The sequence below is a fragment of the Kluyvera sp. genome, from assembly GCF_047971185.1.
In the GTDB taxonomy this organism is placed as follows: domain Bacteria; phylum Pseudomonadota; class Gammaproteobacteria; order Enterobacterales; family Enterobacteriaceae; genus Kluyvera.
In genome coordinates this window covers 62,148-86,743 of the sequence record NZ_JBKDZH010000020.1, presented here as the reverse complement: position 1 = coordinate 86,743, position 24,596 = coordinate 62,148, and the positions used below count along the sequence as shown (strand labels likewise).

At 58.3% G+C, this 24,596-nt stretch carries 25 protein-coding genes; 9 read left to right on the top strand and 16 right to left on the bottom strand.

Annotation, left to right across the window (positions count from 1 at the left end; genetic code table 11):
- Positions 1-113 precede the first annotated feature (113 nt).
- Genes ACK5JN_RS05700 through ACK5JN_RS05690 form a run of 3 tightly spaced genes read left to right on the top strand, consistent with a single transcriptional unit; the run spans position 114 to position 2,271 of the window.
- Positions 114-1,136, top strand: coding sequence for a hydrolase (locus tag ACK5JN_RS05700; RefSeq protein ID WP_416869264.1), 1,023 nt, complete (start codon positions 114-116; stop codon positions 1,134-1,136).
- Entirely contained in the window at positions 1,133-1,351 is a 219-nt protein-coding gene (locus ACK5JN_RS05695; RefSeq protein WP_064541565.1) for a YheU family protein, read from the top strand. Before ACK5JN_RS05700 ends, ACK5JN_RS05695 begins: the two co-directional genes overlap by 4 nt.
- Before the next feature lie 56 nt (positions 1,352-1,407).
- Positions 1,408-2,271 carry a phosphoribulokinase gene (locus tag ACK5JN_RS05690; RefSeq protein WP_416869263.1) on the top strand — a complete coding sequence of 288 codons (864 nt, stop codon included), beginning with the start codon at positions 1,408-1,410 and terminating at the stop codon, positions 2,269-2,271.
- A gap of 86 nt (positions 2,272-2,357) precedes the next feature.
- Here ACK5JN_RS05690 and ACK5JN_RS05685 read toward each other — a convergent pair whose 3' ends face one another.
- The gene (locus ACK5JN_RS05685) at positions 2,358-2,762 is read right to left on the bottom strand and encodes an OsmC family protein (protein WP_064541617.1); all 405 of its coding nucleotides are present in this window, start codon (positions 2,760-2,762) and stop codon (positions 2,358-2,360) included.
- A gap of 304 nt (positions 2,763-3,066) precedes the next feature.
- On the opposite strand from ACK5JN_RS05685, the gene crp reads away from it, so the two are divergent.
- Both crp and ACK5JN_RS05675 read left to right on the top strand, forming a co-directional pair.
- Positions 3,067-3,699: a cAMP-activated global transcriptional regulator CRP gene (gene crp, locus ACK5JN_RS05680; RefSeq protein ID WP_000242758.1), complete on the top strand. Its 633-nt coding sequence runs from the start codon at positions 3,067-3,069 to the stop codon at positions 3,697-3,699.
- 53 nt (positions 3,700-3,752) lie between these two features.
- Positions 3,753-5,828, top strand: a complete 2,076-nt coding sequence (locus tag ACK5JN_RS05675; RefSeq protein ID WP_416869262.1) for a YccS/YhfK family putative transporter — start codon at positions 3,753-3,755, stop codon at positions 5,826-5,828.
- Here ACK5JN_RS05675 and argD read toward each other — a convergent pair.
- From argD to ppiA, 3 genes are all read right to left on the bottom strand, one after another.
- Positions 5,821-7,038 (bottom strand): bifunctional acetylornithine/succinyldiaminopimelate transaminase, encoded by a 1,218-nt coding sequence (argD, locus tag ACK5JN_RS05670; RefSeq protein ID WP_416869261.1) that lies wholly within the window; start codon positions 7,036-7,038, stop codon positions 5,821-5,823. The genes ACK5JN_RS05675 and argD overlap by 8 nt on opposite strands.
- 84 nt (positions 7,039-7,122) lie before the next feature.
- Positions 7,123-7,686: an aminodeoxychorismate synthase component 2 gene (gene pabA / locus ACK5JN_RS05665; RefSeq protein WP_416869282.1), complete on the bottom strand. Its 564-nt coding sequence runs from the start codon at positions 7,684-7,686 to the stop codon at positions 7,123-7,125.
- A gap of 96 nt (positions 7,687-7,782) precedes the next feature.
- A complete protein-coding gene (gene ppiA / locus ACK5JN_RS05660; protein WP_416869260.1) occupies positions 7,783-8,355 on the bottom strand; it encodes a peptidylprolyl isomerase A in 573 nt (190 codons plus the stop codon).
- Between the two features lie 278 nt (positions 8,356-8,633).
- Between ppiA and tsgA the strand changes: the two genes are divergently transcribed.
- From tsgA to cysG, 4 genes are all read left to right on the top strand, one after another.
- The gene (gene tsgA, locus ACK5JN_RS05655; RefSeq protein WP_416869259.1) at positions 8,634-9,815 is read left to right on the top strand and encodes an MFS transporter TsgA; all 1,182 of its coding nucleotides are present in this window, start codon (positions 8,634-8,636) and stop codon (positions 9,813-9,815) included.
- Between the two features lie 260 nt (positions 9,816-10,075).
- Entirely contained in the window at positions 10,076-12,619 is a 2,544-nt protein-coding gene (gene nirB, locus ACK5JN_RS05650; RefSeq protein ID WP_416869258.1) for a nitrite reductase large subunit NirB, read from the top strand.
- On the top strand, positions 12,616-12,942 hold the full coding sequence (nirD, locus tag ACK5JN_RS05645) for a nitrite reductase small subunit NirD (protein WP_416869257.1): 327 nt from the start codon (positions 12,616-12,618) through the stop codon (positions 12,940-12,942). The genes nirB and nirD overlap by 4 nt, the downstream gene beginning before the upstream one ends.
- Positions 12,943-13,090: 148 nt before the next feature.
- Positions 13,091-14,464, top strand: coding sequence for a siroheme synthase CysG (cysG, locus tag ACK5JN_RS05640; RefSeq protein ID WP_416869256.1), 1,374 nt, complete (start codon positions 13,091-13,093; stop codon positions 14,462-14,464).
- Positions 14,465-14,530: 66 nt separating this feature from the next.
- On the opposite strand, the gene trpS is transcribed toward cysG, so the two are convergent.
- The 12 genes from trpS to ACK5JN_RS05580 form a co-directional block, all read right to left on the bottom strand.
- A complete protein-coding gene (trpS, locus tag ACK5JN_RS05635; RefSeq protein ID WP_416869255.1) occupies positions 14,531-15,535 on the bottom strand; it encodes a tryptophan--tRNA ligase in 1,005 nt (334 codons plus the stop codon).
- Complete coding sequence (gph, locus tag ACK5JN_RS05630; protein ID WP_416869254.1) at positions 15,528-16,289, bottom strand: phosphoglycolate phosphatase; 762 nt, start codon at positions 16,287-16,289, stop codon at positions 15,528-15,530. Before gph ends, trpS begins: the two co-directional genes overlap by 8 nt.
- On the bottom strand, positions 16,282-16,959 hold the full coding sequence (gene rpe / locus ACK5JN_RS05625) for a ribulose-phosphate 3-epimerase (protein WP_163446688.1): 678 nt from the start codon (positions 16,957-16,959) through the stop codon (positions 16,282-16,284). The genes gph and rpe overlap by 8 nt, the downstream gene beginning before the upstream one ends.
- Positions 16,960-16,992: 33 nt before the next feature.
- Positions 16,993-17,826, bottom strand: a complete 834-nt coding sequence (gene dam, locus ACK5JN_RS05620) for an adenine-specific DNA-methyltransferase (protein ID WP_416869253.1) — start codon at positions 17,824-17,826, stop codon at positions 16,993-16,995.
- 117 nt (positions 17,827-17,943) lie between these two features.
- Positions 17,944-19,227 (bottom strand): cell division protein DamX, encoded by a 1,284-nt coding sequence (gene damX / locus ACK5JN_RS05615; RefSeq protein ID WP_416869252.1) that lies wholly within the window; start codon positions 19,225-19,227, stop codon positions 17,944-17,946.
- A gap of 84 nt (positions 19,228-19,311) precedes the next feature.
- A complete protein-coding gene (aroB, locus tag ACK5JN_RS05610; RefSeq protein ID WP_416869251.1) occupies positions 19,312-20,406 on the bottom strand; it encodes a 3-dehydroquinate synthase in 1,095 nt (364 codons plus the stop codon).
- A gap of 58 nt (positions 20,407-20,464) precedes the next feature.
- Complete coding sequence (gene aroK / locus ACK5JN_RS05605) at positions 20,465-20,986, bottom strand: shikimate kinase AroK (protein ID WP_035892101.1); 522 nt, start codon at positions 20,984-20,986, stop codon at positions 20,465-20,467.
- Positions 20,987-21,266: 280 nt separating this feature from the next.
- The gene (gene hofQ, locus ACK5JN_RS05600; protein WP_416869281.1) at positions 21,267-22,487 is read right to left on the bottom strand and encodes a DNA uptake porin HofQ; all 1,221 of its coding nucleotides are present in this window, start codon (positions 22,485-22,487) and stop codon (positions 21,267-21,269) included.
- Positions 22,375-22,815: a HofP DNA utilization family protein gene (locus ACK5JN_RS05595; protein ID WP_416869250.1), complete on the bottom strand. Its 441-nt coding sequence runs from the start codon at positions 22,813-22,815 to the stop codon at positions 22,375-22,377. The genes hofQ and ACK5JN_RS05595 overlap by 113 nt, the downstream gene beginning before the upstream one ends.
- Positions 22,805-23,263 (bottom strand): hypothetical protein, encoded by a 459-nt coding sequence (locus ACK5JN_RS05590; RefSeq protein ID WP_416869249.1) that lies wholly within the window; start codon positions 23,261-23,263, stop codon positions 22,805-22,807. Before ACK5JN_RS05590 ends, ACK5JN_RS05595 begins: the two co-directional genes overlap by 11 nt.
- Positions 23,247-23,783, bottom strand: coding sequence for a PilN domain-containing protein (locus tag ACK5JN_RS05585; RefSeq protein WP_416869248.1), 537 nt, complete (start codon positions 23,781-23,783; stop codon positions 23,247-23,249). Before ACK5JN_RS05585 ends, ACK5JN_RS05590 begins: the two co-directional genes overlap by 17 nt.
- Positions 23,780-24,550, bottom strand: coding sequence for a pilus assembly protein (locus ACK5JN_RS05580; RefSeq protein ID WP_416869247.1), 771 nt, complete (start codon positions 24,548-24,550; stop codon positions 23,780-23,782). Before ACK5JN_RS05580 ends, ACK5JN_RS05585 begins: the two co-directional genes overlap by 4 nt.
- Positions 24,551-24,596: the final 46 nt, after the last annotated feature.

The following is a 24,596-nucleotide window of genomic DNA, read 5'->3' as shown; positions in this document are numbered from 1 at the left end:
GAGGATCAGATCCCAAAGGGATAAAAACGACTATCTATGCCTCATTTTCATAAACACGAGGGCAAAGTGACGGTATAGTAGGCGGCAGATTAACGAGTAAACATCACGTAGACATGACTGAAACCACCCACCACGATCTCAACATCGACACCCAGAGCAGCGCCGACTTCGTGCCGATGCGCGGCGTCAGCAACCGTCATTTGCAGACCATGCTGCCGCGCCTTATCCGCCGTAAGGTACAGTTCACGCCGCACTGGCAGCGCCTTGAGCTGCCGGACGGTGATTTTGTCGATCTGGCGTGGAGTGAAGATCCGCAGGCCGCGCGCCACAAACCGCGTCTGGTGGTGTTTCACGGTCTGGAAGGTAGCCTGTACAGCCCGTATGCGCACGGCCTGATCAGCGCCGCGAAAGCGCAGGGCTGGCTGGGCGTGGTGATGCACTTCCGCGGCTGTAGCGGCGAACCCAACCGTCTTAACCGCATCTACCACTCCGGCGAAACGGAAGACGGCACCTGGTTCCTGCACTGGCTGGCGCGCGAGTACGGCAACGTGCCTACCGCCGCGGTGGGCTACTCGCTGGGCGGTAATATGCTGGCCTGCCTGCTGGCGAAAGAAGGCGACGAGGTGCCGATTGACGCCGCCGCGATCGTTTCGGCGCCGTTTATGCTGGAAGCCTGTAGCTACCACATGGATAAAGGCTTTTCGCGCGTCTACCAGCGCTATCTGCTCAACCTGCTGAAAGGCAACGCTGCCCGCAAGCTGAAGGCCTATCCCGGCTCGCTGCCGGTGGATCTCCGCCAGCTAAAAAGCATGCGCCGCATCCGCGAGTTTGACGATTCGATTACCTCGAAGATCCACGGTTTCGCTGATGCCATCGACTACTACCGCCAGTGCAGCGCGATGCCGATCTTAAGCAAAATTACGAAGCCGACGCTGATCATTCACTCGAAGGACGATCCGTTTATGGATCACCACTCCATCCCCGCGCAGGAAGAGCTGCCGGAGAACGTGGAGTACCAGTTGACGGAATACGGCGGACACGTGGGCTTTATCGGCGGCACCCTGCGCCACCCGGAAATGTGGCTGGAAAAACGCATCCCCGCCTGGTTGATGCGCTGGCTAGGAGCGAAAGCATGATTATTCCCTGGCAGGATATCGACCCGGAGACGCTGGACAACCTGATTGAAAGCTTTGTCTTGCGCGAAGGCACTGATTATGGTGAATATGAACGTTCACTTGCGCAAAAGGTCGCCGACGTAAAACAGCAGCTACAAACAGGCGAAGCGGTGCTGGTCTGGTCCGAACTTCACGAGACCGTCAATATCATGCCCCGTAACCAATTTCGCGGTTAACTATACTTACGCTAAGCGCGCCGCGCTGATCGTAGCCTGTTCAGGGAGTTATTCGCATGTCTGCCAAACACCCGGTTATTGCCGTTACCGGCTCCAGCGGGGCGGGAACCACCACCACCAGCCTCGCGTTTCGTAAAATCTTTGCTCAGCTCAACCTGCGGGCGGCCGAAGTGGAAGGCGACAGCTTTCACCGCTATACCCGCCCGGAAATGGATATGGCGATTCGTAAAGCCCGCGATTTGGGCCGCCATATCAGCTACTTTGGTCCGGACGCCAATGACTTCGGCCTGCTGGAACAAACCTTCCACGACTATGGCCTGAACGGTAAAGGGCAGTCGCGTAAATACCTGCATACCTACGATGAGGCGGTGCCGTGGAATCAGGTGCCCGGCACCTTTACCCCCTGGCAGCCGCTGCCGGAACCCACCGACGTGCTGTTCTATGAAGGCCTACACGGCGGCGTAGTGACGCCCCAGCATGACGTCGCGCGCCATGTCGACCTGCTGGTTGGCGTAGTGCCGATCGTTAACCTCGAGTGGATCCAGAAGATGATCCGCGACACCAGCGAGCGCGGCCACTCCCGAGAAGCGGTGATGGATTCCGTGGTGCGTTCGATGGAAGACTACATCAACTACATCACGCCGCAGTTCTCCCGCACCCATATCAACTTCCAGCGCGTGCCGACGGTCGATACCTCCAACCCGTTCGCCGCCAAGGGCATTCCGTCGCTGGATGAGAGCTTTGTTGTCATTCACTTCCGCAACCTCGATAACATCGATTACCCGTGGCTGCTGGCGATGCTGCAGGGCTCGTTTATCTCGCATATGAATACGCTGGTGGTGCCGGGCGGGAAGATGGGGCTGGCGATGGAATTAATCATGACGCCGCTGGTGCAGCGTCTGATGGAAGGCAGGAACTAGCAGGTAGCCCGGACGAGGTGCGCAAGCACCGACGCCGGCAACGTCCCCGGCGTCACTTCGTTCGGCCGGGCTACCCTTCGAAGGGATTAACCTTCAATCACTTCGTAAGAATGGGTAATGTTCACCGCTTTTTCGAGCATCAGCGCGACGGAGCAGTATTTTTCCGCCGACAGATCCACCGCGCGGGAAACCGCCGCATCCTTCAGCCCTTTACCGGTGACGATAAAATGCAGGTTGATGTGGGTGAACAGGCGCGGCGCCTCTTCACGACGCTCGGAGGTCAGCTTCACTTCGCAGTCGGTCACATCGTTGCGACCCTTCTGCAGAATAGAGACCACGTCAATCGCGCTGCAGCCGCCGGCGGCCATCAGCACCACTTCCATCGGGCTTGGCGCTTTATCGCCAGAGTTGCCGTCCATCAGAATCTGGTGGCCGGAAGCGGACTCGCCCAGGAAGGTCAGCCCTTCAACCCATTTCACACGCGCTTGCATAATTTTTAACTCCAAGGTTGCAATTTTCTTCTCAGATTACGCGCACATAACAATTCTCGCAATGGAAGGCGATCGGCGTCATGCTGAAGCGAGACACCAGGAGACACACGGCAAAAGCTATGCTAAAACAGTCGGGATGCTACGGTAATACATAAACGTACTGCATGTATGCAGAGGACATCACATTACAGGCTGCGACAGTATTCGACAGCCGACTTCCCAGGTAACGGGAAGGATACTATTGCAACCGGTGGCCGCTAGGCTTTTGCCGCCGGGAAGAGCTTATAACAGAGGATAACCGCGCATGGTGCTTGGCAAACCGCAAACAGACCCGACTCTCGAATGGTTCTTGTCTCATTGCCATATTCATAAGTACCCATCGAAGAGCACGCTGATTCACCAGGGTGAAAAAGCAGAGACGCTGTATTACATCGTAAAAGGCTCAGTGGCAGTACTCATCAAGGACGAAGAAGGGAAAGAGATGATCCTCTCTTACCTCAACCAGGGCGATTTCATCGGTGAGTTAGGCCTGTTCGAAGAAGGCCAGGAACGCAGCGCGTGGGTACGGGCAAAAACCGCTTGTGAAGTTGCTGAAATCTCTTATAAAAAATTCCGTCAGCTGATCCAGGTTAACCCGGACATCCTGATGCGTCTCTCTTCGCAAATGGCGCGTCGTCTGCAGGTTACCTCTGAGAAAGTCGGCAACCTGGCGTTCCTCGACGTCACCGGTCGTATCGCGCAGACCCTGCTGAACCTGGCGAAACAACCTGACGCCATGACCCACCCGGACGGGATGCAGATCAAAATCACCCGCCAGGAAATTGGTCAGATCGTGGGCTGCTCCCGTGAAACCGTGGGCCGTATCCTGAAGATGCTGGAAGATCAGAACCTGATCTCCGCACACGGCAAAACCATTGTCGTTTACGGTACCCGCTGATCCAGCCCAAACGGCGTATTGTTAACCCAGTACGCCGTTTTTGTTTTCCCTCTATGTGGCGCAGGCTGATTTACCACCCGGAAATCAACTATGCACTGCGGCAAACGCTGGTGCTGTGTCTGCCCGTTGCCATCGGCCTGCTGTTCGGCTACCTCCAGCAAGGGCTGCTGTTCTCGTTAGTGCCCGCCTGTTGCAACATTGCCGGTCTCGACACCCCGCATAAACGCTTTTTTAAACGTCTGGCTATCGGCGGCTGCCTGTTCGCCGGCTGTAGTCTCGCCGTTCAGCTGCTGCTGGCGCGCGATGTGCCTTTGCCACTGATTCTGACCGGGCTAGCGCTGCTGCTTGGCGTAACGGCGGAGATCAGCGCGCTACACGGACGACTGCTGCCCGCCTCGCTAATTGCCTCCATTTTTACCCTCAGCCTCGCGGGAAATATGCCCATCTGGCAGCCGCTGCTGCTGTATGCGCTGGGCACCCTGTGGTACGGGCTGTTTAACTGGTGGTGGTTCTGGATGTGGCGCGAACAACCGCTGCGCGAATCGCTCAGCCTGCTGTACCGCCAACTGGCCGACTACTGCGAAGCCAAATACAGCCTGCTGACCCAGCATACCGATCCCACCACCGCGCTGCCGCCGCTGCTCACCCGTCAGCAGAAAGTGGTCGATCTGATTTCCCTGTGCTACCAGCAGCTGCACATGCTGGCGGCTAACCAGCATAATGACTATAAGCGCCTGCTACGCGCCTTCCAGGTCGGGTTAGATTTGCAGGAGCATATCTCCGTCAGCCTGCACCAGCCGGAAGAGGTGCAGAAGCTGGTTGAACGCAGCCACGCCGAAGCGGTGATCCGCTGGAATGCCCAGACCGTGGCCGCGCGCCTGCGGGTGCTGGCGGACGATATCCTCTATCACCGCTACCCTACCCGCTTCAGCATGGATAAACAGATTAGCGCGCTGGAAAAAATTGCCGACCAGCACCCGGATAACCCGGTTGGCCAGTTCTGCGCCTGGCACTTCAGCCGCATTGCCCGCGTGCTGCGCTTTCAGCGGCCGCTGTATCCGCGCAACCTGATGGCCGACAAAGAGCGGCGGCTGCCGCTGTTCCCGGCGCTGAAAAGCTACCTGTCTTTGAAGTCTCCGGCCCTGCGTAACGCCGCGCGTCTCAGCGTGATGCTGAGCATCGCCAGCCTGATGGGCGCGGCGCTGCATCTGCCGAAACCGTACTGGATCCTGATGACGGTGCTGCTGGTGACGCAAAACGGCTACGGCGCGACCCGGGTACGTATTTTCCACCGTGCGGCGGGCACCCTTGCCGGGCTGGTGATTGCCGCCATTACCCTGCACTTCCACGCGCCGCAGGGCTGGGCGCTGGCCGGCATGCTGATGATCACGCTGGTGAGCTACCTGATTATTCGTCGCAGCTACGGCTGGGCGACCGTTGGCTTTACCATCACGGCGGTATACACCCTGCAAATCCTGACGCTTAACGGCGAAGAGTTCATCGTCGCCCGCTTTATCGACACCATTATTGGCTGCCTGATTGCCTTCGGCGGCATGATCTGGCTGTGGCCGCAGTGGCAGAGCGGCCAGCTGCGCCAGAACGCGCAGGCGGCGCTGGAAGCGGACCAGGAAGCCATTCGCCTGATCCTCAGCCCCGACCCGCAGGCACCAAAGCTGGCCTACCAGCGCATGCGCGTTAACCAGGCGCATAACACGCTGTATAACACCCTCAACCAGGCGATGCAGGAGCCGGGGTTTAACTCGCGCTATCTGGAAGACATGAAGCTGTGGGTCACCCACAGCCAGTTTATCGTCGAGCACATCAACGCCATGACCACCCTGGCGCGCGAGCACAACATGCTAACGCCCGATCTGGCGCAGCAGTATCTGGAGTCGTGTGAAATCGCCCTGCAGCGCTGTCAGCAGCGGCTGGAGTACGATGAGGCGGGGGGCAGCGGCGAGGTCAATATTATGGAAGCGCCGGATTCGCTGTCGCATGGGCCGCTAAGCACCATGGAACAGCATCTCCAGCGTATTCTGGGGCACCTGAACACCATGCACACCATTTCATCGGTGGCGTGGCGCCAGCGCCCGCGGCACGGTGGCTGGTTAAAGCGGAAAGCTAGCTGACAATTCTGGCGACGGCCTGTGCAAAACGCTGCATGCCCTCGTCGATATCCACTTCTTCCACCACCAGCGACGGCGCAAAGCGCATCACGTCCGGCCCGGCGTTGAGCACCATCACGCCAACGTCCGCCGCGGCGTATAAGAAGTCGCGCGCGCGGCCCTTGTACTTCGCGTTCAGTTCGGCGCCAATCAGCAGCCCCATCCCGCGCACGTCGCTGAAGACGTCATATTTCGCATTGATCTGCTGCAGGTGCTGCACAAAGCGCTCGCGCTTGGCGTTGACGCCGTTCAGCACTTCCGGGGTGTTGATGATATCAAAAGCAGCACCGGCCACCGCACAGGCCAGCGGGTTGCCGCCGTAGGTCGAACCGTGCGAACCGACGTGGAAGGCGCTGGCAATCTCTTCAGTGGTGAGCATGGCGCTGACCGGGAAGCCGCCGCCCAGCGCTTTGGCGCTGGTCAGGATATCCGGCGTCACGCCGTAGTGCATGTAGGCAAACAGCGAACCGGTACGGCCCATGCCGCTCTGCACTTCATCAAACACCAGCAGCGCCTGGTGCTTATCGCACAGGTCGCGCAGGCCTTTAAGGAATTCTGGCGTTGCCGCCATCACGCCGCCTTCACCCTGAATCGGCTCCACCACTACCGCGCAGGTGTGGTCATCCATTACCGCCTCGACCGCATGCAGATCGTTAAACGGCACGTGGATGATATCGGCCGGTTTCGGGCCAAAGCCATCGGAGTACTTCGGCTGGCCGCCAACGGAAACGGTAAACAGCGAACGCCCGTGGAAGGCATTGTGGAAGGCGATAATTTTCGTTTTGTACGGGCTATGACGGGTAGAGGCGTAGTAACGCGCCAGCTTGAAGGCGGTTTCGTTCGCTTCCGTGCCGGAGTTCATGAACACCACGCGCTCGGCGAAAGTGGCGTCAACCAGCTTCTGCCCCAGGCGCAGCGCCGGTTCGTTGGTAAAGACGTTGCTGGTGTGCCACAGGGTTTCGCCCTGGGTTTTCAGCGCCTCAACCAGCGCCGGATGACAGTGGCCCAGCGCGGTCACCGCGATACCGCCCGCAAAATCAACGTACTCTTTGCCTTGCTGATCCCACACGCGGCTGCCTTTTCCTTTCACCGGAATAAACTCCGCCGGTGCATAGATTGGTAAAATGACCTGATCGAAGGTCGCGCGGGTGATCGCAGGTTGTTTGGTTACCATGTCATGCCCTTCTTCAAACGATGCAGCAATGATTGTGAGAATCTACCCACAAAATATGCATAAAAAATCACATCATAGCAACTACTATCGCTGGAGAAAGTTGGCCAGCAGCTGATGCCCTTGCTCGCTAAGAATGCTTTCCGGATGGAACTGGACGCCTTCCAGATCCCACTCGCGATGACGAATGCCCATGATTTCGCCGCTTTCGCTGCGCGCGGTCACCTCAAAGCAATCGGCCAGCGTATCGGGATCAACCAGCAAAGAGTGATAGCGCGTGACGGTCAGCGGGTTATTCAGACCGCGAAAAACGCCCTGCTGCTGGTGGCTAATGGGAGAAGTTTTACCGTGCATAACCTGCTGTGCACGCACAATGCGCGCGCCAAACGCCTGCGCGATAGCCTGATGACCTAAGCAAACGCCGAGGATAGGAATCGTGCCCGCGTAGCGGCGGATGACGGCAAGAGAGATACCGGCATCGTCCGGCGTGCAGGGGCCGGGTGAGATAACGATTTTTTCCGGCGCCAGCTGCTCGATGTCATCAAGGGTGATGTCATCGTTACGTCTGACCACCACGCTGGCCCCCAGCTCGCAAAAATACTGGTACAGGTTCCAGGTAAAAGAATCATAATTATCAATCAGCAGAATCATGGCGGCTCCGGTCATTTATCTGCCGCCATTCTACCGGGTGCGGGTTGCTTTAGCGATACGGGCGGCGGTCTCATGCCAGACGCCGCCCGACGTGGCTTACGGCAGCACCTTCGCCGACAGGATCACGATCGGTTTGGTCGGCACATTCTGGTATGGCCCAACGTTGTGGCTCGGCACCTGGGAAATTTTGTCGGCCACATCCATGCCCTTCACGACCTTACCGAATACCGCGTAGCCAAAATCACGCTGGCCGTGGTCAAGGAAGGCGTTGTCGGCCACGTTAATAAAGAACTGGCTGGTAGCGCTGTCTTTATCGGCAGTACGCGCCATGGCAATGGTGCCGCGGGTGTTACGCAGGCCGTTGTCGGCTTCGTTTTTGATCGGTGGGTTCGGCTGCTTCTGCTGCATCTGCTCGTTAAAGCCGCCGCCCTGAACCATAAAGCCCGGGATCACGCGGTGGAAGGTGGTGTTGTTGTAAAAACCGCTATTAACGTATTTCAGGAAGTTTTCAACGGAAACCGGCGCTTTCTGGCTATCCAGCTGCAGCTCTATGTTGCCTGCGGAGGTGGTCAGCAGCACGTGCGGGTTCGTGGTTGCTGCTAATGCCGCAGGAGCCATCGCCGAGAGAGCAAAAACAGCCGCCACGGCCGCCAGAGTTGATTTGAGCATGAGAATTCCTTTAACAGGTGCAGTAGAGAAAGCGAGTGGCTTGATTCTAAAGAGGGATAGCCCCTCAGGCCAGTGCTTTACCAAAGTTTACGCGGATGTAACGCTTATAATGAGCAGGGTAAGAATTACCTCACTCCATTTTGTGATCCAGATCACAATGAAAAGTGTAATACGCCAACGTTTGCGTAATAAAACTATGAATACATCACTCAAGTGAATAAAATCTGCCCGCTCAGCGTGGTGTCAACGCGCTTTACACAACTATTCACAGGCCAGTCATGACTAACAGCAACCGTATCAAGCTCACATGGATCAGCTTCTTCTCCTACGCCCTTACCGGTGCGTTGGTAATTGTCACCGGGATGGTGATGGGGAACATCGCCGATTACTTCAATCTGCCTGTTTCCAGCATGAGTAACACCTTTACCTTCCTGAACGCTGGGATCCTGATCTCGATTTTCCTCAACGCCTGGTTGATGGAAATCGTACCGTTGAAAACGCAGCTGCGTTTTGGCTTTATCCTGATGGTGCTGGCGGTTATTGGTCTGATGACCAGCCACAGCCTGGCGCTGTTCTCCGCCGCCATGTTCGTGCTGGGTCTGGTCAGCGGGATCACCATGTCGATTGGTACCTTCCTGATCACCCACATGTATGAAGGGCGTCAGCGCGGGGCGCGTCTGCTGTTTACCGACTCCTTCTTCAGCATGGCGGGGATGATTTTCCCGATGCTGGCCGCCTGGCTGCTGGCACGTACCATTGAGTGGTACTGGGTATATGCCTGCATTGGCCTGATCTACGTGGCTATCTTCGTGCTGACCTTCGGCTGCGACTTCCCGGTGCTGGGTAAAAAAGCGCAGAACAACGACCAGCCGGTCGTTAAAGAGAAGTGGGGCATTGGCGTGCTGTTCCTGTCCATCGCCGCGCTGTGCTACATCCTCGGCCAGCTGGGCTTTATCTCGTGGGTACCGGAATACGCTAAGGGTCTGGGTATGAGCCTCGGCGATGCGGGCAAGCTGGTCAGCGACTTCTGGATGTCTTACATGTTCGGCATGTGGGCCTTCAGCTTTATCCTGCGTTTCTTCGACCTGCAGCGCATCCTGACCGTACTGGCCGGTATTGCCACCGTGATGATGTACCTGTTCAACCACGGCGAACCGCAGCATCTGGCGTGGTTTATCCTGACGCTCGGCTTCTTCTCCAGCGCCATTTATACCTCCATCATCACGCTGGGCTCGCTGCAAACCAAAGTGGCCTCACCCAAACTGGTTAACTTCGTGCTGACCTGCGGCACTATCGGCACCATGCTGACCTTCGTGGTCACCGGCCCGATCGTTGCCCACAGCGGCCCGCTGGCGGCGCTGACGACCGCCAACGGTCTGTACGCCGTGGTGTTTGTAATGTGTCTGATCCTGGGCTTTGTGAGCCGTCACCGCCAGCACGCGGCGTCAGCCTCTCACTAATCCGCTTCGCCCCTTTTCGCCATGAAAAGGGGCGCTTCTGGCCCCCATTTTCCTCGCCTGCCAAATCGCCGTTTATTTACGCTTTCCGCACAAAAAACGCACAACAAAGAAAGTTGAGTATTATCCGCAACTTACAAAAACACTTATAAATCATCAATCTACTCATTAAGGAGTAGGCAAAGGCTAAATTGATTTGAATCAATAATCCCCCTAGCTGAATCGTTAAGGTAGGCAGTATTAGAATAGAAATCGAGGCAAAAATGAGCAAAGTCAGACTCGCAATTATCGGCAACGGTATGGTCGGCCACCGCTTTATCGAGGATCTTCTCGATAAGTCCGACGCCAGCCAGTTCGATATTACCGTCTTCTGTGAAGAACCCCGCATCGCCTACGACCGCGTACACCTCTCTTCCTACTTCTCACACCACACGGCGGAAGAGCTGTCGCTGGTGCGCGAAGGCTTCTACGAGAAGCACGGCGTGAAGGTGCTGGTCGGCGAACGCGCGATCACCATCAACCGTAAAGAGAAGGTGATCCACTCCAGCGCGGGTCGTACCGTCTTCTATGACAAGCTGATCATGGCGACCGGCTCCTACCCGTGGATCCCGCCAATCAAAGGGTCTGAAACTCAGGATTGCTTCGTTTATCGTACGATTGAAGATCTCAACGCCATTGAATCCTGCGCCCGCCGTAGCAAACGCGGCGCGGTCGTCGGCGGCGGCCTGCTTGGCCTCGAAGCGGCCGGTGCGCTGAAAAACCTCGGCGTCGAAACCCACGTGATCGAATTCGCACCCATGCTGATGGCCGAACAGCTCGACCAAATGGGCGGCGAGCAGCTGAAGCGCAAAATCGAAAGCATGGGCGTGAAGGTTCACACCAGCAAAAACACCAAAGAGATCGTACAGGAAGGCGAAAACGCGCGTAAAACCATGCGCTTCGCCGACGGTAGCCAGCTGGAAGTCGACTTTATCGTCTTCTCCACCGGTATTCGTCCGCGCGACAAGCTGGCCACGCAGTGCGGCCTGGAAGTGGCTACTCGCGGCGGCATCCTGATTAACGACAGCTGCCAGACCTCTGACCCGGATATCTACGCGATTGGCGAATGCGCCAGCTGGAAAAACCGCGTCTACGGCCTGGTCGCGCCGGGCTACAAAATGGCCCAGGTGGCGGTGGACCACATCCTCGGCACCGAAAATAGCTTCCAGGGTGCCGACATGAGCGCCAAGCTGAAGCTGCTGGGCGTTGACGTTGGCGGTATCGGCGACGCGCATGGCCGCACACCGGGCGCGCGCAGCTACGTGTACCTCGATGAAAGCAAAGAGGTCTACAAACGCCTGATCGTCAGCCAGGACAACAAAACGCTGCTCGGCGCAGTGCTGGTCGGCGACACCAGCGACTTTGGCAACCTGCTGCAATTAGCGCTGAACGCCATTGAGCTGCCGGAAAACCCGGACTCGCTGATTCTGCCCGCCCACGCCAGCGGCGGTAAGCCGTCTATCGGCGTGGATAAGCTGCCGGATAGCGCGCAGATCTGCTCCTGCTTTGACGTCACTAAAGGCGACCTGGTCGCGGCGATCAACAAAGGCTGCCACACCGTGGCGGCGCTGAAGGCCGAAACCAAAGCCGGTACTGGCTGCGGCGGCTGTATCCCGCTGGTCACTCAGGTGCTCAACGCCGAGCTGGCGAAACAGGGTATCGAGGTGAACCACAGCCTGTGTGAACACTTCGCGTTTACCCGTCAGGAGCTGTATCACCTGATCCGCGTGGAAGGCATTAAAACCTTCGACGAACTGCTGGCGAAATACGGTAAAGGCTACGGCTGTGAAGTCTGTAAACCGACCGTCGGCTCGCTGCTGGCCTCCTGCTGGAATGAGTACATCCTCAAGCCGCAGCATACGCCGCTGCAGGACACCAACGACAACTTCCTGGCGAACATCCAGAAAGACGGCACCTACTCCGTGATCCCACGCTCTGCGGGCGGTGAAATCACCCCGGAAGGTCTGGTGGCGGTGGGCCGTATCGCCCGCCAATTCAACCTGTACACCAAAATCACCGGTTCCCAGCGTATCGGCCTGTTTGGCGCGCAGAAAGACGACCTGCCGGAAATCTGGCGTCAGCTGATTGAAGCGGGCTTTGAAACCGGCCACGCGTATGCCAAAGCGCTACGTATGGCGAAAACCTGCGTAGGCAGCACCTGGTGCCGTTACGGCGTCGGCGACAGCGTCGGCTTCGGCGTGGAGCTGGAAAACCGCTACAAGGGCATTCGTACGCCGCACAAAATGAAGTTTGGCGTCTCTGGCTGCACCCGCGAATGTGCGGAAGCCCAGGGTAAAGACGTCGGCATCATCGCCACCGAAAAAGGCTGGAATCTGTACGTCTGCGGCAACGGCGGCATGAAGCCGCGCCACGCGGATCTGCTGGCGGCCGACCTCGACCGCGACACGCTGATCAAGTACCTCGACCGCTTTATGATGTTCTACATCCGCACCGCCGATAAGCTGACGCGTACCGCCCCGTGGCTGGATAACATGGAAGGCGGCATCGACTACCTGCGTTCGGTGATCATCGACGACAAGCTGGGCCTGAACGACCATCTGGAAGAAGAGATCGCCCGTCTGCGCGCCGCGTTCGCCTGTGAATGGACCGAAACGGTTAACGACCCAGCCGCTCAGGTGCGCTTCAAGCACTTTATCAACAGCGAGCAGCGTGACCCGAACGTGCAGGTGGTTTCTGAACGTGCACAGCATCGCCCGGCTACGCCGTACGAACGCATTCCGGTAACTCTGGTGGAGGAAAACGCATGAGCCAGTGGGTAAATATCTGCAACATTGACGCGATTGTGCCGGCCACCGGCGTCTGCGCCCTGCTGGGCGACCAGCAGGTGGCGGTGTTCCGCCCGTACGCCGATAATCAGGTGTTCGCCATCAGCAACATCGACCCGTTCTTCGAGTCAAGCGTGCTGTCCCGCGGCCTGATTGCCGAGCATCAGGGGGAACTGTGGGTGGCTAGCCCGTTGAAAAAGCAGCGCTTCCGCCTGCGTGACGGCCTGTGCATGGAGGACGAAAGCCACTCCGTCGCCCATTACGAGGTTCGCGTTAAAGACGGCCTGGTACAGCTAAAAGCCTGATCGTTTTCGGCATAAGTAATAGCGAAAACTTATGACCTTAAAGGGGTAACAGCAGCAAAAATCGTGTATTCCAGACGATGTCTGCTGTTATCCTTACCCGCATTATTTATCCCCCGCATTTCTATTGTTAATTCCGTGAGGTTGCCCCGTGGATCACTTACCCATCTTTTGCCAACTGCGCGATCGCGACTGTTTGCTGGTCGGCGGCGGTGATGTCGCCGAGCGCAAAGCGCGCCTGCTGCTGGACGCGGGCGCACGCCTGACGGTAAACGCGCGGGATTACGTTCCACAGTTCCACGTCTGGGCCGACGCGGGGATGCTGACGCTGGTGGCGGGCGATTTTCAACCTGCCCTTCTTGACCCCTGCTGGCTGGCGATTGCCGCTACCGACGACGATGCCGTCAATCAGCAGGTGAGCGACGAAGCGGAAGTACGCCGTATTTTCTGTAACGTGGTCGATGCTCCGAAAGCCGCGAGCTTTATCATGCCGTCGATTATTGACCGCTCACCGCTGATGGTGGCCGTCTCCTCCGGCGGCACCTCACCGGTGCTGGCGCGTCTGCTGCGCGAAAAGCTGGAAGCCATGCTGCCGCAGCATCTGGGCCAGGTCGCGACCTACGCCGGCCAGCTGCGCGCGCGGGTGAAACAACAGTTCGCCACCATGGGCGAACGCCGTCGCTTCTGGGAAAAGTTTTTCGTGAACGATCGTCTGGCGCAGTCGCTGGCGAATCAGGATCACAAAGCAGTAGCGGATGAAACTGAACAGCTGCTGAACACCCCGCTGGATCATCGAGGTGAAGTGGTGCTGGTCGGCGCAGGGCCGGGCGACGCCGGGCTGCTGACGCTCAAAGGCCTGCAGCAGATCCAACAGGCGGACGTGGTGGTGTATGACCGTCTGGTTTCCGACGATATTATGAATCTGGTGCGCCGCGACGCCGACCGCGTGTTCGTCGGCAAACGCGCGGGCTACCACTGCGTACCGCAGGATGAGATCAACCAGATCCTGCTGCGTGAAGCGCAGCAGGGCAAACGCGTGGTGCGCCTGAAAGGCGGTGACCCGTTTATCTTTGGCCGCGGCGGCGAAGAGCTGGAAACCCTCTGTGAAGCGGGCATCCCGTTCTCCGTGGTGCCGGGCATTACCGCCGCCTCCGGCTGCTCGGCCTATTCCGGCATTCCGTTAACCCACCGCGACTACGCCCAGAGCGTGCGCCTGGTCACCGGCCACCTGAAAACCGGCGGCGAGCTGGACTGGGAAAACCTGGCGGCAGAGAAGCAGACGCTGGTGTTTTATATGGGGCTGAATCAGGCCGCCACCATCCAGCAGAAGCTCATTGAGCACGGTATGCAGGCCGATATGCCGGTAGCTATCGTTGAGAACGGCACGGCGGTTAACCAGCGGGTGGTCGATGGGCAGCTGACGCAGCTCGGCGAGCTGGCGCAGCAGATGGCCAGCCCGGCGCTGATTATCGTCGGCCGGGTGGTGGGATTACGCGGGAAACTGAACTGGTTCTCTAATCACTAAAGCAAAAAACCGGGATTATCCCGGTTTTTTTATGCGCAATGTGACGCCGGAGTTCCCGGCGACGGCTTACGGCTTGCTCACAAAGCCAATCGCTTCGTACACCGCCTTCAGTGTCTCAGAAGCGCGCGCGCTGGCTTTCTCCGCGCCCTCTTTCATGATCTTCTGCAGGAAAGCTTCATCGTTGCGGTAGCGGTGGTAGCGTTCCTGCAGCTCGCTCAGCATACCGGAAACCGCTTCTGCCACTTCCCCTTTCAGGTGGCCATACATCTTGCCTTCGAAGTGTTGTTCCAGCTCTGGGATGCTCTGGCCGGTGACGCCGGAGAGGATATCCAGCAGGTTAGACACGCCCGCTTTCTCTTTCTGGTCATAGCGAATCACCGGCGGCTCTTCGGAGTCGGTCATCGCACGTTTGATCTTCTTAACGACCGATTTCGGATCTTCCAGCAGGCCAATCACGTTGTTGCGGTTGTCATCGGACTTGGACATCTTTTTAGTCGGCTCGAGCAGCGACATCACGCGCGCGCCAGACTTCGGAATAAACGGCTCAGGTACTTTGAACACATCGCCGTAGATGGCGTTAAAGCGCTGAGCAATATCGCGGCTCAGCTCCAGGTGCTGTTTCTGATCTTCACCCACCGGCACCTGATTCGTCTGGTACAGCAGGATGTCGGCGGCCATCAGCACCGGGTAGTCAAACAGACCGGCGTTGATGTTTTCCGCGTAACGGGCGGATTTGTCTTTGAACTGGGTCATACGGCTCAGTTCGCCGAAATAGGTGTAGCAGTTCAGCGCCCAGCCCAGCTGCGCGTGCTCCGGCACGTGAGACTGAACGAAGATGGTGCTTTTTTCCGGGTCGATGCCGCAGGCCAGATACAGCGCCAGGGTGTCCAGCGTCGCTTTACGCAGCGCCTGCGGATCCTGACGAACGGTAATCGCGTGCTGATCCACGATGCAGTAGATGCAGTGATAGTCATCCTGCATGTTGACCCACTGACGCAGCGCACCCATGTAGTTACCGATGGTCAGTTCACCTGACGGCTGTGCGCCGCTAAATACGATGGGCTTAGTCATGTTTTGATTCCTGATTTTCACTGTTCGCAAGCCCAAGAGCGGGCAAAAGTTCGTTAAAGTGGTCGAAGATGACGTCCGGCTCGCTGAGCGCGATGGCTTCGCCATAGTTGTAGCCGTAGGTCAGGCCGACGGAGGCGCAGCCCGCCGCTTTCGCTGCCTGGATATCGTTGCGCGAGTCGCCAACGAACAGCAGCGCTTCCGGCGTCAGGGAGAGTTTCTCCGCCACCTTCAGCAGCGGCTCCGGATGCGGCTTCTTGTTTTGCACATCATCGCCGCCAATCACCACCGAGAAGTAGCTGTCGATGCCCAGCGACGCCAGAATCGGCGCGACAAACGGCGTCGGCTTGTTGGTCACCAGCGCCAGCGGCAGGCCGCTGGCATGCAGCGCGGCCAGCGTTTGCTCGACGTGCGGAAACAGGAAGCTGCCTTCTTCGGCAAATTCGGCATAATAGCGATCGAACAGGCGGCGCAGCACGCGAAGCTGCTCATCCTGCGGAATATCGTGGCTATCGACGGAGGGTTTACCCTGCGCCGCACGCTGCGTCGCGCGCTCCTGGCGAGCCCAGTTCAGCGCCCGCTCCATCAGCACGTCGGCACCGTTGCCAATCCAGGTGACCACGCGATCTTCGCCGGCCACCGGCAGCTCCAGCGCGTACAGCGCGCTATCTACCGCCGCCGTCAGCCCCGGCGCGCTGTCGACCAGCGTGCCGTCGAGGTCAAACGCGACGCCGCGAATGCTTTGCAATTTATCCATGACTTACCTTTGCCAGCTCACTGCGCATTTCATCAATGACTTTTTTGTAGTCAGGTTGGCCAAAAATCGCCGACCCCGCGACGAACATATCCGCCCCGGCCGCCGCGATTTCGCTAATGTTGTTCACTTTAACACCGCCGTCCACTTCGAGGCGAATGTCGTAGCCGGACTCATCAATGCGGCGACGCACTTCACGCAGCTTCTCCAGCGTGTGCGGGATAAAGGACTGGCCGCCGAAGCCCGGGTTAACCGACATCAGCAGAATCACGTCCAGCTTATCCATCACGTAGTCGAGATAGCTCAGCGGCGTCGCCGGGTTAAACACCAGCCCCGCTTTGCAGCCATGCTCTTTAATTAATTGCAGGGTACGGTCGACGTGCTCGGAGGCTTCCGGATGGAAGGTGATGATGCTGGCGCCCGCGGCGGCGAAGTCCGGAACCAGACGGTCAACCGGCTTCACCATCAGGTGCACATCAATAGGGGCGGTGATACCGTAGTCACGCAGCGCTTTCAGCACCATCGGCCCGATGGTCAGGTTCGGCACGTAGTGGTTATCCATAACATCGAAATGAACCACATCCGCCCCGGCGGCCAGCGCGCGGGCCGTGTCTTCACCCAGGCGGGCAAAGTCGGCCGACAAAATTGAAGGGGCAATCAGGTACTGTTTCATCCGCATCTCCTCAGAGCCTATCCATTAGGGTCTTTAACGTTGTTTTTTTGCAGGCGGGCGATACAGCGCCAGCAGCTCGTCCACCTTTTTACGCGTGCCGCCATTGCGGCTAATGCTACGTCGAACCTTCACGACGTGCGTCTGCGTTGCGTTTTTATACCATTCCAGCGTCAGCGGCGTGCGGTGGTTTGAAATAAGCACCGGAATACGCTTCGCCATCAATTCTTCCGCTTTTCGCGCCAGAACTTCCTGCTGCTCCAGGCTAAAGCTGTTGGTGTGGTAGGCCGTAAAATTCGCCGTCGCCGACAGCGGCGCGTACGGCGGGTCACAGTAGACAACGGCATTCTTTCCGGCGCGCTTCATGCAGTCTTCATACGACTCGCAGTAGAACTCGGCATTTTGCGCTTTCTCGGCAAAGTGGCGCAGCTCGGCTTCCGGGAAGTAAGGCTTCTTATAACGCCCAAACGGGACGTTAAACTCACCGCGCAGGTTGTAACGGCACAGGCCGTTGTAGCCGTGGCGGTTGAGGTACAAAAACAGCACCGCGCGACGGAACAGATCGGTGCTGGCGTTAAACTCTTCGCGGTACTGATAGTAGCGCTCGGCGTTATTGGTCTCGGGCACAAACAGCATCCGCGCCTGCTCAACGTACTCATCGGCGCGCGTTTTAACGATTTTATAGAGCTCAATGAGGTCGCTGTTGATATCAGCCAGAATATAACGCGAAAAATCGGTATTCAGGAATACCGATCCAGCACCAACGAAGGGTTCAACCAGGCACTCGCCTTTCGGCAGATAACCTTGAATTTCATCGAGCAGCGGGTACTTTCCCCCTGCCCATTTCAAAAAAGCGCGATTTTTTTTCATGCGGCCTGACTACTTACACTCTCTCCGGCTGTGGAGAAAGCTCCGACAGCATCCTGCGCTTCTACGCCCCGCTTATACGCAACGGTATAAACGGGGCGGTCGACAACGAAACGACGATTACTTCAGGTCAGACTGAACCTGATGCAGCGGTTTCGCCCACGGGTTTTTCGCCTGTACGTCGGCTGGCAGCGTGGTCACGGCGCGCTTGGCATCATCTTTCGACGCGTAGATGCCGCTGACCAGAACATACCACGGCTGGCCGTTACGAGAGGTTTCATACACCACGTAGTTTTTCAGGTTCTCTTTCTTCGCCCAACCGTTCAGGTTGTCGTAGTTAGAAGAGGAGCTGAGCTGCAGGGTGTAGTGCGAGCCAGAAGCCGATTTCAACGAACCGACGTCACCGGCAGACTTACCGGTTGCCGCCGCAGCAGGTGCAGCAGTAGCCGCTGCGGTTGCCGCTGGTGCGGTAGTCGTCGCGGTTGGCTTGGCGGCTTCAGCAGCCGGCGCTTTAGTTGGCGCTGGCGCTGCGGCCGTCACGGTCTGCTTCGGCGCGGTCGTGACCGGCTTCGCTTCAGCAGGTTTGCTCTGCGCTGCAGGGGTCTGGGTTTTCGTGGTCGCAACCGGCTTAGGTTTCGCTTCAATCACCGTGTGCTTACGTTCCGGACGCGGAGCGGTCGCGGTCTGACGCGGCGTTTCCGGCGCGGTTACCGCCGGGCGCGCGCCGTTACGGATCGGCGCCACGGTAGCCGGCTCGGTTGGCAGCGTCGAATTGACGACCGCATTGTCAATCTGGCCCTGCTGCTGGGTCAGCGCATTGTTCAGGTCACCCTGCACTTCTACGCGCTGCTGGCCGTCCGGCGCAGCGGTTTGCTGGCCCTGGGTCGGCGTCGAGGAAATGGGCGGCAGAGAAACGTCCTGCTGCGGATTCGCTTCCGGCGCCGGCTGGCTCTGGGTCATACTGGACTGATCGACGTTATCGCCGCCAGACAGTGAAATGCTTTTCTCAGCAGAAGCGCTCTGATCGTTTGTCGACGGGGCTTTCAATGCCGAACCGATGCCGACAATCAGCACCAGCAGCACCACCACGCCCAGCCCCATCATGATGTACTGACGGGAGGCCGGCTTACGCGGCGCGACATTTTTACGTTTACGCGGGCGGCGCTCTACGACTTCTTCTACGTCACCCTCATCGGCTTCGTCAGAATTCTCGTATTCGTCTTCCGGTTCAACTTCTTCGCGTGCTTTGCGACTACGGGACGGACGACGCTCATCCGCATCGAGATCCACATCATCAAAGTTGATCTGTGGCTCGTTGTCACGATCGGAAGATTGACGAGAGCGACCAGTACGACGATCGCTGGGATCGGGTTTCAGCTCGTCTTCTGGTTTAAATTCATCCATTTAACACCCCACTAAAAGGCTTATGCCACGACAATTGCACATCACCTGAAGTTAAAACACCGCGCGAACGCGGCTAGACCTTTCTTATAGTTGCGCCCGCTGAGTATCAGCAATAGCGCCAAGAACCACATCGTGGGATACGCCACCGCGTACCTCACTTTTGCCGATAGCCAGCGGCAGCACTAAGCGCATTTCGCCAGCCAGGACTTTTTTATCTCGCAGCATATGCGGCAGATAGGCTTGCGCGGTCATCTCCTGCGGACCCGTAACCGGTAGCCCCGCGCGCTTCAGCAGCGCAATGATGCGCTGCGTGTCCTGGGCATCAAACTGGCCCAGGCGCTCGGAGGCGTGCGCCGCCATGACCATACCCGCCGCCACGGCTTCACCGTGCAGCCAGTTGCCATAGCCCATCTCGGCTTCGATGGCATGGCCAAACGTATGCCCAAGATTGAGTAAAGCACGTAACCCGGTTTCGCGCTCGTCGGCAGCGACAACATCGGCTTTCAGCTCACAACAACGGCGAATACAGTACGCCATCGCTTTTTCATCCAGCGCCATCAGCGCATCGATGTTATTTTCCAGCCAGTCGAAGAACGGCGCATCGAGGATGATGCCGTACTTGATAACTTCGGCAAGGCCGGAAGAGAGCTCACGTTTCGGCAAGGTTTTCAGGCAGTTCAGGTCAACCACCACGGAGGCTGGCTGCCAGAATGCGCCGATCATATTTTTGCCGAGAGGATGGTTGACCGCGGTTTTGCCGCCAACCGAAGAATCCACCTGCGAGAGCAGAGTGGTAGGCACCTGGATAAAGCGCACGCCGCGCTGGTAGCTTGCCGCCGCAAAACCGGTCAGGTCGCCAATCACGCCGCCGCCCAGGGCGACAAGTGTGGTATCACGACCGTGCGGTTTTTGCAGAAGCGCGGTGAAGACGGTATCCATGACGGCCAGGCTTTTATACTGTTCGCCGTCCGGCAGAATGACGCTATCAACCTTCACGCCAGCCTGCTCGAGCACGGTGCGAACCTGGTCCAGATAAAGCGGTGCCAGCGTTTCGTTGGTGACCAGCATAACCTGATCGCCAGACTTGAGCGGTAAGAAGGAAGCTGGATCGTTAAACAAACCAGCCGCGATGGTAATCGGGTAACTACGTTCCCCGAGAGTTACTGTAAGCCTCTCCATAACGCGACATCCACCTTAGTGACTTATATTCGCTGGCGTTCTACTTTTCTGGCCAGTATTAGTTGCTTTCCAGCATATGGATAATCTGGTTGGCAACAACTTTTGCGCTCTGATCGTCGGTGCGAATGGTGACGTCAGCAATCTCTTCGTACAGCGGATTACGTTCGTCGGCCAGCGCTTCGAGCACTTCACGCGGCGGCGTTTCGACCTGCAGCAGCGGACGCTTTTTATCACGCTGCGTGCGCGCGAGCTGTTTTTCAATGGTCGTTTCCAGGTAGACGACGACACCACGAGCGGAGAGACGATTGCGCGTTTCACGTGATTTCACAGAGCCACCGCCTGTTGCCAGAACAATACCCTGCTTTTCCGTTAACTCATTGATGATTTTTTCTTCGCGGTCACGGAAACCTTCTTCGCCTTCGACATCAAAGACCCAGCCCACGTCAGCGCCTGTTCGTTTCTCAATCTCTTGATCAGAATCGTAAAATTCCATATTGAGCTGTTGAGCCAGCTGGCGCCCAATGGTGCTTTTGCCGGCACCCATGGGCCCAACCAGAAAGATATTGCGTTTCTCTGCCATTTTTTTGGTACTACTAAGACTATTCGTTAATGATAAATCCGCGCCGCAGAACTTCACGCGTCGCAGGACATGAACTGAAACCTCTTATGCAATAGAGCGAGAGTCAGACTGAAAATTATCTCAATACTCCGGCTGGTTTGGCAACAGATTAAATCAGCAGACTACAGGAGAAGGAGCGGTGTGCACTGACACTCAAATCGGTACTCCTTGTATGCTAAATCTTGCCCCACGTCAAACCCGCGGCACACCTTCCCACTGAAATTCGCATCATTATTGGCTGCTATTGCGCAGAAATAATACGTGGCGTGATGAACACCACCAGCTCGCGTCGTTCATTATCTTTACCATCGCGGCGAAAAAGGTGGCCCAGCAGCGGGATATCGCCCAGAAAAGGCACGCTATCGCTGGCGTTTTTATGCTTCTGGGAAAAAATCCCGCCCAGCGCCAGCGTTTCGCCACTTTTCACTTCCACCTGGGTTTCTATTTCCTGTTTATCGATCGCCAGCACTTCGCCATCGGCCTGCTGCAGCACCTGCCCCGGCATGTTTTCGCTGATGCGCAGCTTCAGCCGCACGCGATCGTTCTGTAATACCGTGGGCGTCACCTCCATGCCCAGCACCGCCTCTTTAAATTCAACTGAGGTAGCGCCGCTCTCCCCGCTTGAGACCTGATAGGGAATCTCACTGCCCTGCTTAATACTGGCGGGCTGCAGATGCGAGGCCAGCAGGCGCGGGCTGGCGATAATATCCACCTTTTGCTTCTGCTCCAGCGCAGAAAGCTCCAGCTCCAGCAGACGGCCGTTGATGCGGCCAATATTAAAGCCCGCGCGCGTGGTGGCGTCGGCTACCGATAGATCGCTACTCAGGGTGGTAATTTTGCCCAATCCCGTCGCCCCCTGCGCGTCGGCCAGACTCCACTTCACCCCCAGCTCGCGCAGGCTGGTTTCATTAATCGTCACGATATGCGCGGCCAGCTCCACCTGACCAACGGGGATATCCATCTCTTTCGCCCAGGCACTGAAGGCCGGGAGGTGCTCGCTATCGTCGCGGACGATCAGCCGGTTGGTGCGTTTGTCGACGGTTAGCGTCCCGCGCGCACTGAGTAGTTTGCCTCCGGACTTTGCCAGCTCACTCGCATCAGCATAGTGCAACGCAATGCTGATGTGGCTTAACGGCAGCGTCTGCTGATGCCGCGTTTTTTCCGCCAGCGCTCGCGCCTGCTTTTCTTCACGCCAGCGATGAGAGTAGACGTAGAGCACGCCGCCCTCCTGGCTCATCACCAGCCCGCTGCTGGTAATCACCGTCTGTAGCGCCTGCTTCCACGGCAGGTTACGCAGCTGGAGCGAAATCGTGCCCTGCACGTCAGGAGCAATCACCAGGTTCTTCTGTTCAAGGTCGGCCAGGCTTTGCAGCACCTGCGCCACCGGCACGTCGTCGACCGTCAGGGTGACGTTTTTCGCCGGGCTGAGCAGCGGTAGAAGCAGCAGTATCAGCAGACTTATCCTTTTCATTTTGGGTCGTTCCTTCTCTTTTCCATTGCCAGCGCTGCGGCTCGCAGCCCGTTCCCACGGCTACCGTCAGGGTTTCTGGCGTGATAGCGATAACCCGCCAGCCGGTAATGAGCACGGTGTCGTTATCCACGCGTTGCCATTGATTATCATCACGCTGAACGATCGCTATCATCCGTTCTCCCGCCTCAACCAGCCCGCGGTAGCGCCAGAGCGTAAGCTGCGCGCTGTGGCACGGGTCATCAACCGGCATAAAGGGATCGTGCATGCCGCACAGCAGCGGGAGCAGCGCAATAAGGGCGAGCGAGCGCTTACGGTTCATCGGCGTGCACCAGTCGAAGGGTGAAGCGCAGCGTGCCGTTTGCCCCGGCAAGCGCAAACGCCGTTACCTGCATATCGCGCTCCGCCAGCAGCTCAAAGGTGGCGGCCACCTGCGGCCACGGCGTATCCAGCACCAGTTCACCGCCAGCATCCGCAGGCAGCCAGCTCACCAGCCTGGCCCCGGCCTGCTGGAACGCCGCCGGAGAGAACGCCACGGTGGGCAGCACTGACGGCAAGGGCGTGGCACGCAGCGGCATCAGCCGATGCCAGCCGGCGACATATTGCCCATGCTGCCGCTGGCGGGCATCTCTGTTTTTCTCCAGCGCAAGGTTGGTCTGGGCTGCCAGCTGAAAGCAGAGGCCGATGCCCGCCAGCATCGCCATTACCCCGGCGATACGCATCACGTTGAGCATGGAGAGCGGTCGCCAGCCGTCAGGGAGCCGCATCATCGGCCTCCTCAATGAGCTGATAGTGCGCCAGCCAGCGCCCGGCGCTATCGCGCTGAATTTTACCAACCTTCGCGGGCTGAAAACCGGGCACCGCCCTGAGGCTATTTTCCAGCGCCGCCAGCGCGGGAAAGCGCGTCAGCGTCGCCGACAGCGACAGCGTACGGTCGCGGTAGTCCAGCGCGTTCAGCCACGCCTGAGCGGGCATCCCTTCCGCCAGCGCCGTGAGCCGCGCCGACCACGTTGCGGTTGCGCGTCGTCGCGCCTGTTTTTGTGCATCCAGCACCTGCTGCCTGGCCTGCTCTCTGAGTTCACGTTCGCGCAGCGCCAGCCGCTGGGCAATCTGTTGTTCTGCGGCGAGATGAACCTCATTTACCGCCTGCGTCGCCTGCCCATTCAGCCAGCCAGAGAGCACCATCGCCGCGCCGCACAGCCAGCAGGCCGCTCCCCCCGCGCCCCAGCGACGCAGGTGCTGATAAAAGCGTTTTCGCCGCCACGGCAAAAAATTTACGGCTGGATTCATCGCCTTGCCGCCTCCATCGCCAGCCCAATCGCGACCGCAAACGCATCGCCGCAGGCGGGCAGCGGCGGCTGCTTTTGCGCCACGGCGCTCCAGGGGTCGAAGTAAGGATGCTGGTCCTCCGCCGCACAGCACACCAGCCGCGAGGCGGCCATGCCGAGGCGCTCGCTCAGCAGGGTGGGCGATGAGGCCTCGCTCAGCGCGCAGCAGCCCCAGCTCTCCCGGCTTGCCCATAGCCACTGGCCGTCATTGCGCCAGATCAGCACGCTATCCGGCTCAGCTTGTAGCGGTAAAAACGCCCGCAGCGCGCAGGCATCCGGGGTAATCGCCGTCACCTGAAGACGCAGGCGGTGCGCCAGATTCTGTAGGCGCGCGACGTCACGCTGCTGCGCAGCGGTGACGTTCCAGCATCCCTGCGGCTCCGCCAGGTGATAATCAAAGCACAGCGCCTCTGCGGGCATATCAAGCTGCTGCGACATTGCGCTGGCAATCCACTGGTTTTGCTCACTTTCGCGTAATGAAATCGCCGCACGCGGCAGGTTTTTTTGTAACGTTCGATTGGCGGGAAAGGCAATGCTCAGCGCATGCTGCCAGGGCAGCTCACGCCGCCATGGCGTAAGAGCGGCAAGCAGTGCCTCATCATCAGGAGAAGCCAGCGGTAGCTGCCACCAGCGGCGCAGCGACCAGCCGATACGGGCACGCTGCAGCGCCACGATGAAAATATTATCTTGCTGAATATGAAGACCCATTTGCCAGCAGTTGAAAGCCATTTCACGATTATCCTTACGTCACCGCAGGGTGACGGCTATATCAATG

Coding starts and splice junctions, on each gene's coding strand:
- ACK5JN_RS05590 (WP_416869249.1), bottom strand. CDS start 23,263: ATGATGCGGCTCCCTGACGGCTGGCGACCGCTCTCCATGCTCAACGTG.
- trpS (WP_416869255.1), bottom strand. CDS start 15,535: ATGACTAAGCCCATCGTATTTAGCGGCGCACAGCCGTCAGGTGAACTG.
- aroK (WP_035892101.1), bottom strand. CDS start 20,986: ATGGCAGAGAAACGCAATATCTTTCTGGTTGGGCCCATGGGTGCCGGC.
- gph (WP_416869254.1), bottom strand. CDS start 16,289: ATGGATAAATTGCAAAGCATTCGCGGCGTCGCGTTTGACCTCGACGGC.
- nirB (WP_416869258.1), top strand. CDS start 10,076: ATGAGCAAAGTCAGACTCGCAATTATCGGCAACGGTATGGTCGGCCAC.
- rpe (WP_163446688.1), bottom strand. CDS start 16,959: ATGAAACAGTACCTGATTGCCCCTTCAATTTTGTCGGCCGACTTTGCC.
- ACK5JN_RS05675 (WP_416869262.1), top strand. CDS start 3,753: ATGTGGCGCAGGCTGATTTACCACCCGGAAATCAACTATGCACTGCGG.
- ACK5JN_RS05595 (WP_416869250.1), bottom strand. CDS start 22,815: ATGAACCGTAAGCGCTCGCTCGCCCTTATTGCGCTGCTCCCGCTGCTG.
- crp (WP_000242758.1), top strand. CDS start 3,067: ATGGTGCTTGGCAAACCGCAAACAGACCCGACTCTCGAATGGTTCTTG.
- dam (WP_416869253.1), bottom strand. CDS start 17,826: ATGAAAAAAAATCGCGCTTTTTTGAAATGGGCAGGGGGAAAGTACCCG.
- ACK5JN_RS05690 (WP_416869263.1), top strand. CDS start 1,408: ATGTCTGCCAAACACCCGGTTATTGCCGTTACCGGCTCCAGCGGGGCG.
- nirD (WP_416869257.1), top strand. CDS start 12,616: ATGAGCCAGTGGGTAAATATCTGCAACATTGACGCGATTGTGCCGGCC.
- aroB (WP_416869251.1), bottom strand. CDS start 20,406: ATGGAGAGGCTTACAGTAACTCTCGGGGAACGTAGTTACCCGATTACC.
- ACK5JN_RS05700 (WP_416869264.1), top strand. CDS start 114: ATGACTGAAACCACCCACCACGATCTCAACATCGACACCCAGAGCAGC.
- ACK5JN_RS05585 (WP_416869248.1), bottom strand. CDS start 23,783: ATGAATCCAGCCGTAAATTTTTTGCCGTGGCGGCGAAAACGCTTTTAT.
- damX (WP_416869252.1), bottom strand. CDS start 19,227: ATGGATGAATTTAAACCAGAAGACGAGCTGAAACCCGATCCCAGCGAT.
- tsgA (WP_416869259.1), top strand. CDS start 8,634: ATGACTAACAGCAACCGTATCAAGCTCACATGGATCAGCTTCTTCTCC.
- ACK5JN_RS05695 (WP_064541565.1), top strand. CDS start 1,133: ATGATTATTCCCTGGCAGGATATCGACCCGGAGACGCTGGACAACCTG.
- ACK5JN_RS05580 (WP_416869247.1), bottom strand. CDS start 24,550: ATGGCTTTCAACTGCTGGCAAATGGGTCTTCATATTCAGCAAGATAAT.
- pabA (WP_416869282.1), bottom strand. CDS start 7,686: ATGATTCTGCTGATTGATAATTATGATTCTTTTACCTGGAACCTGTAC.
- ppiA (WP_416869260.1), bottom strand. CDS start 8,355: ATGCTCAAATCAACTCTGGCGGCCGTGGCGGCTGTTTTTGCTCTCTCG.
- ACK5JN_RS05685 (WP_064541617.1), bottom strand. CDS start 2,762: ATGCAAGCGCGTGTGAAATGGGTTGAAGGGCTGACCTTCCTGGGCGAG.
- argD (WP_416869261.1), bottom strand. CDS start 7,038: ATGGTAACCAAACAACCTGCGATCACCCGCGCGACCTTCGATCAGGTC.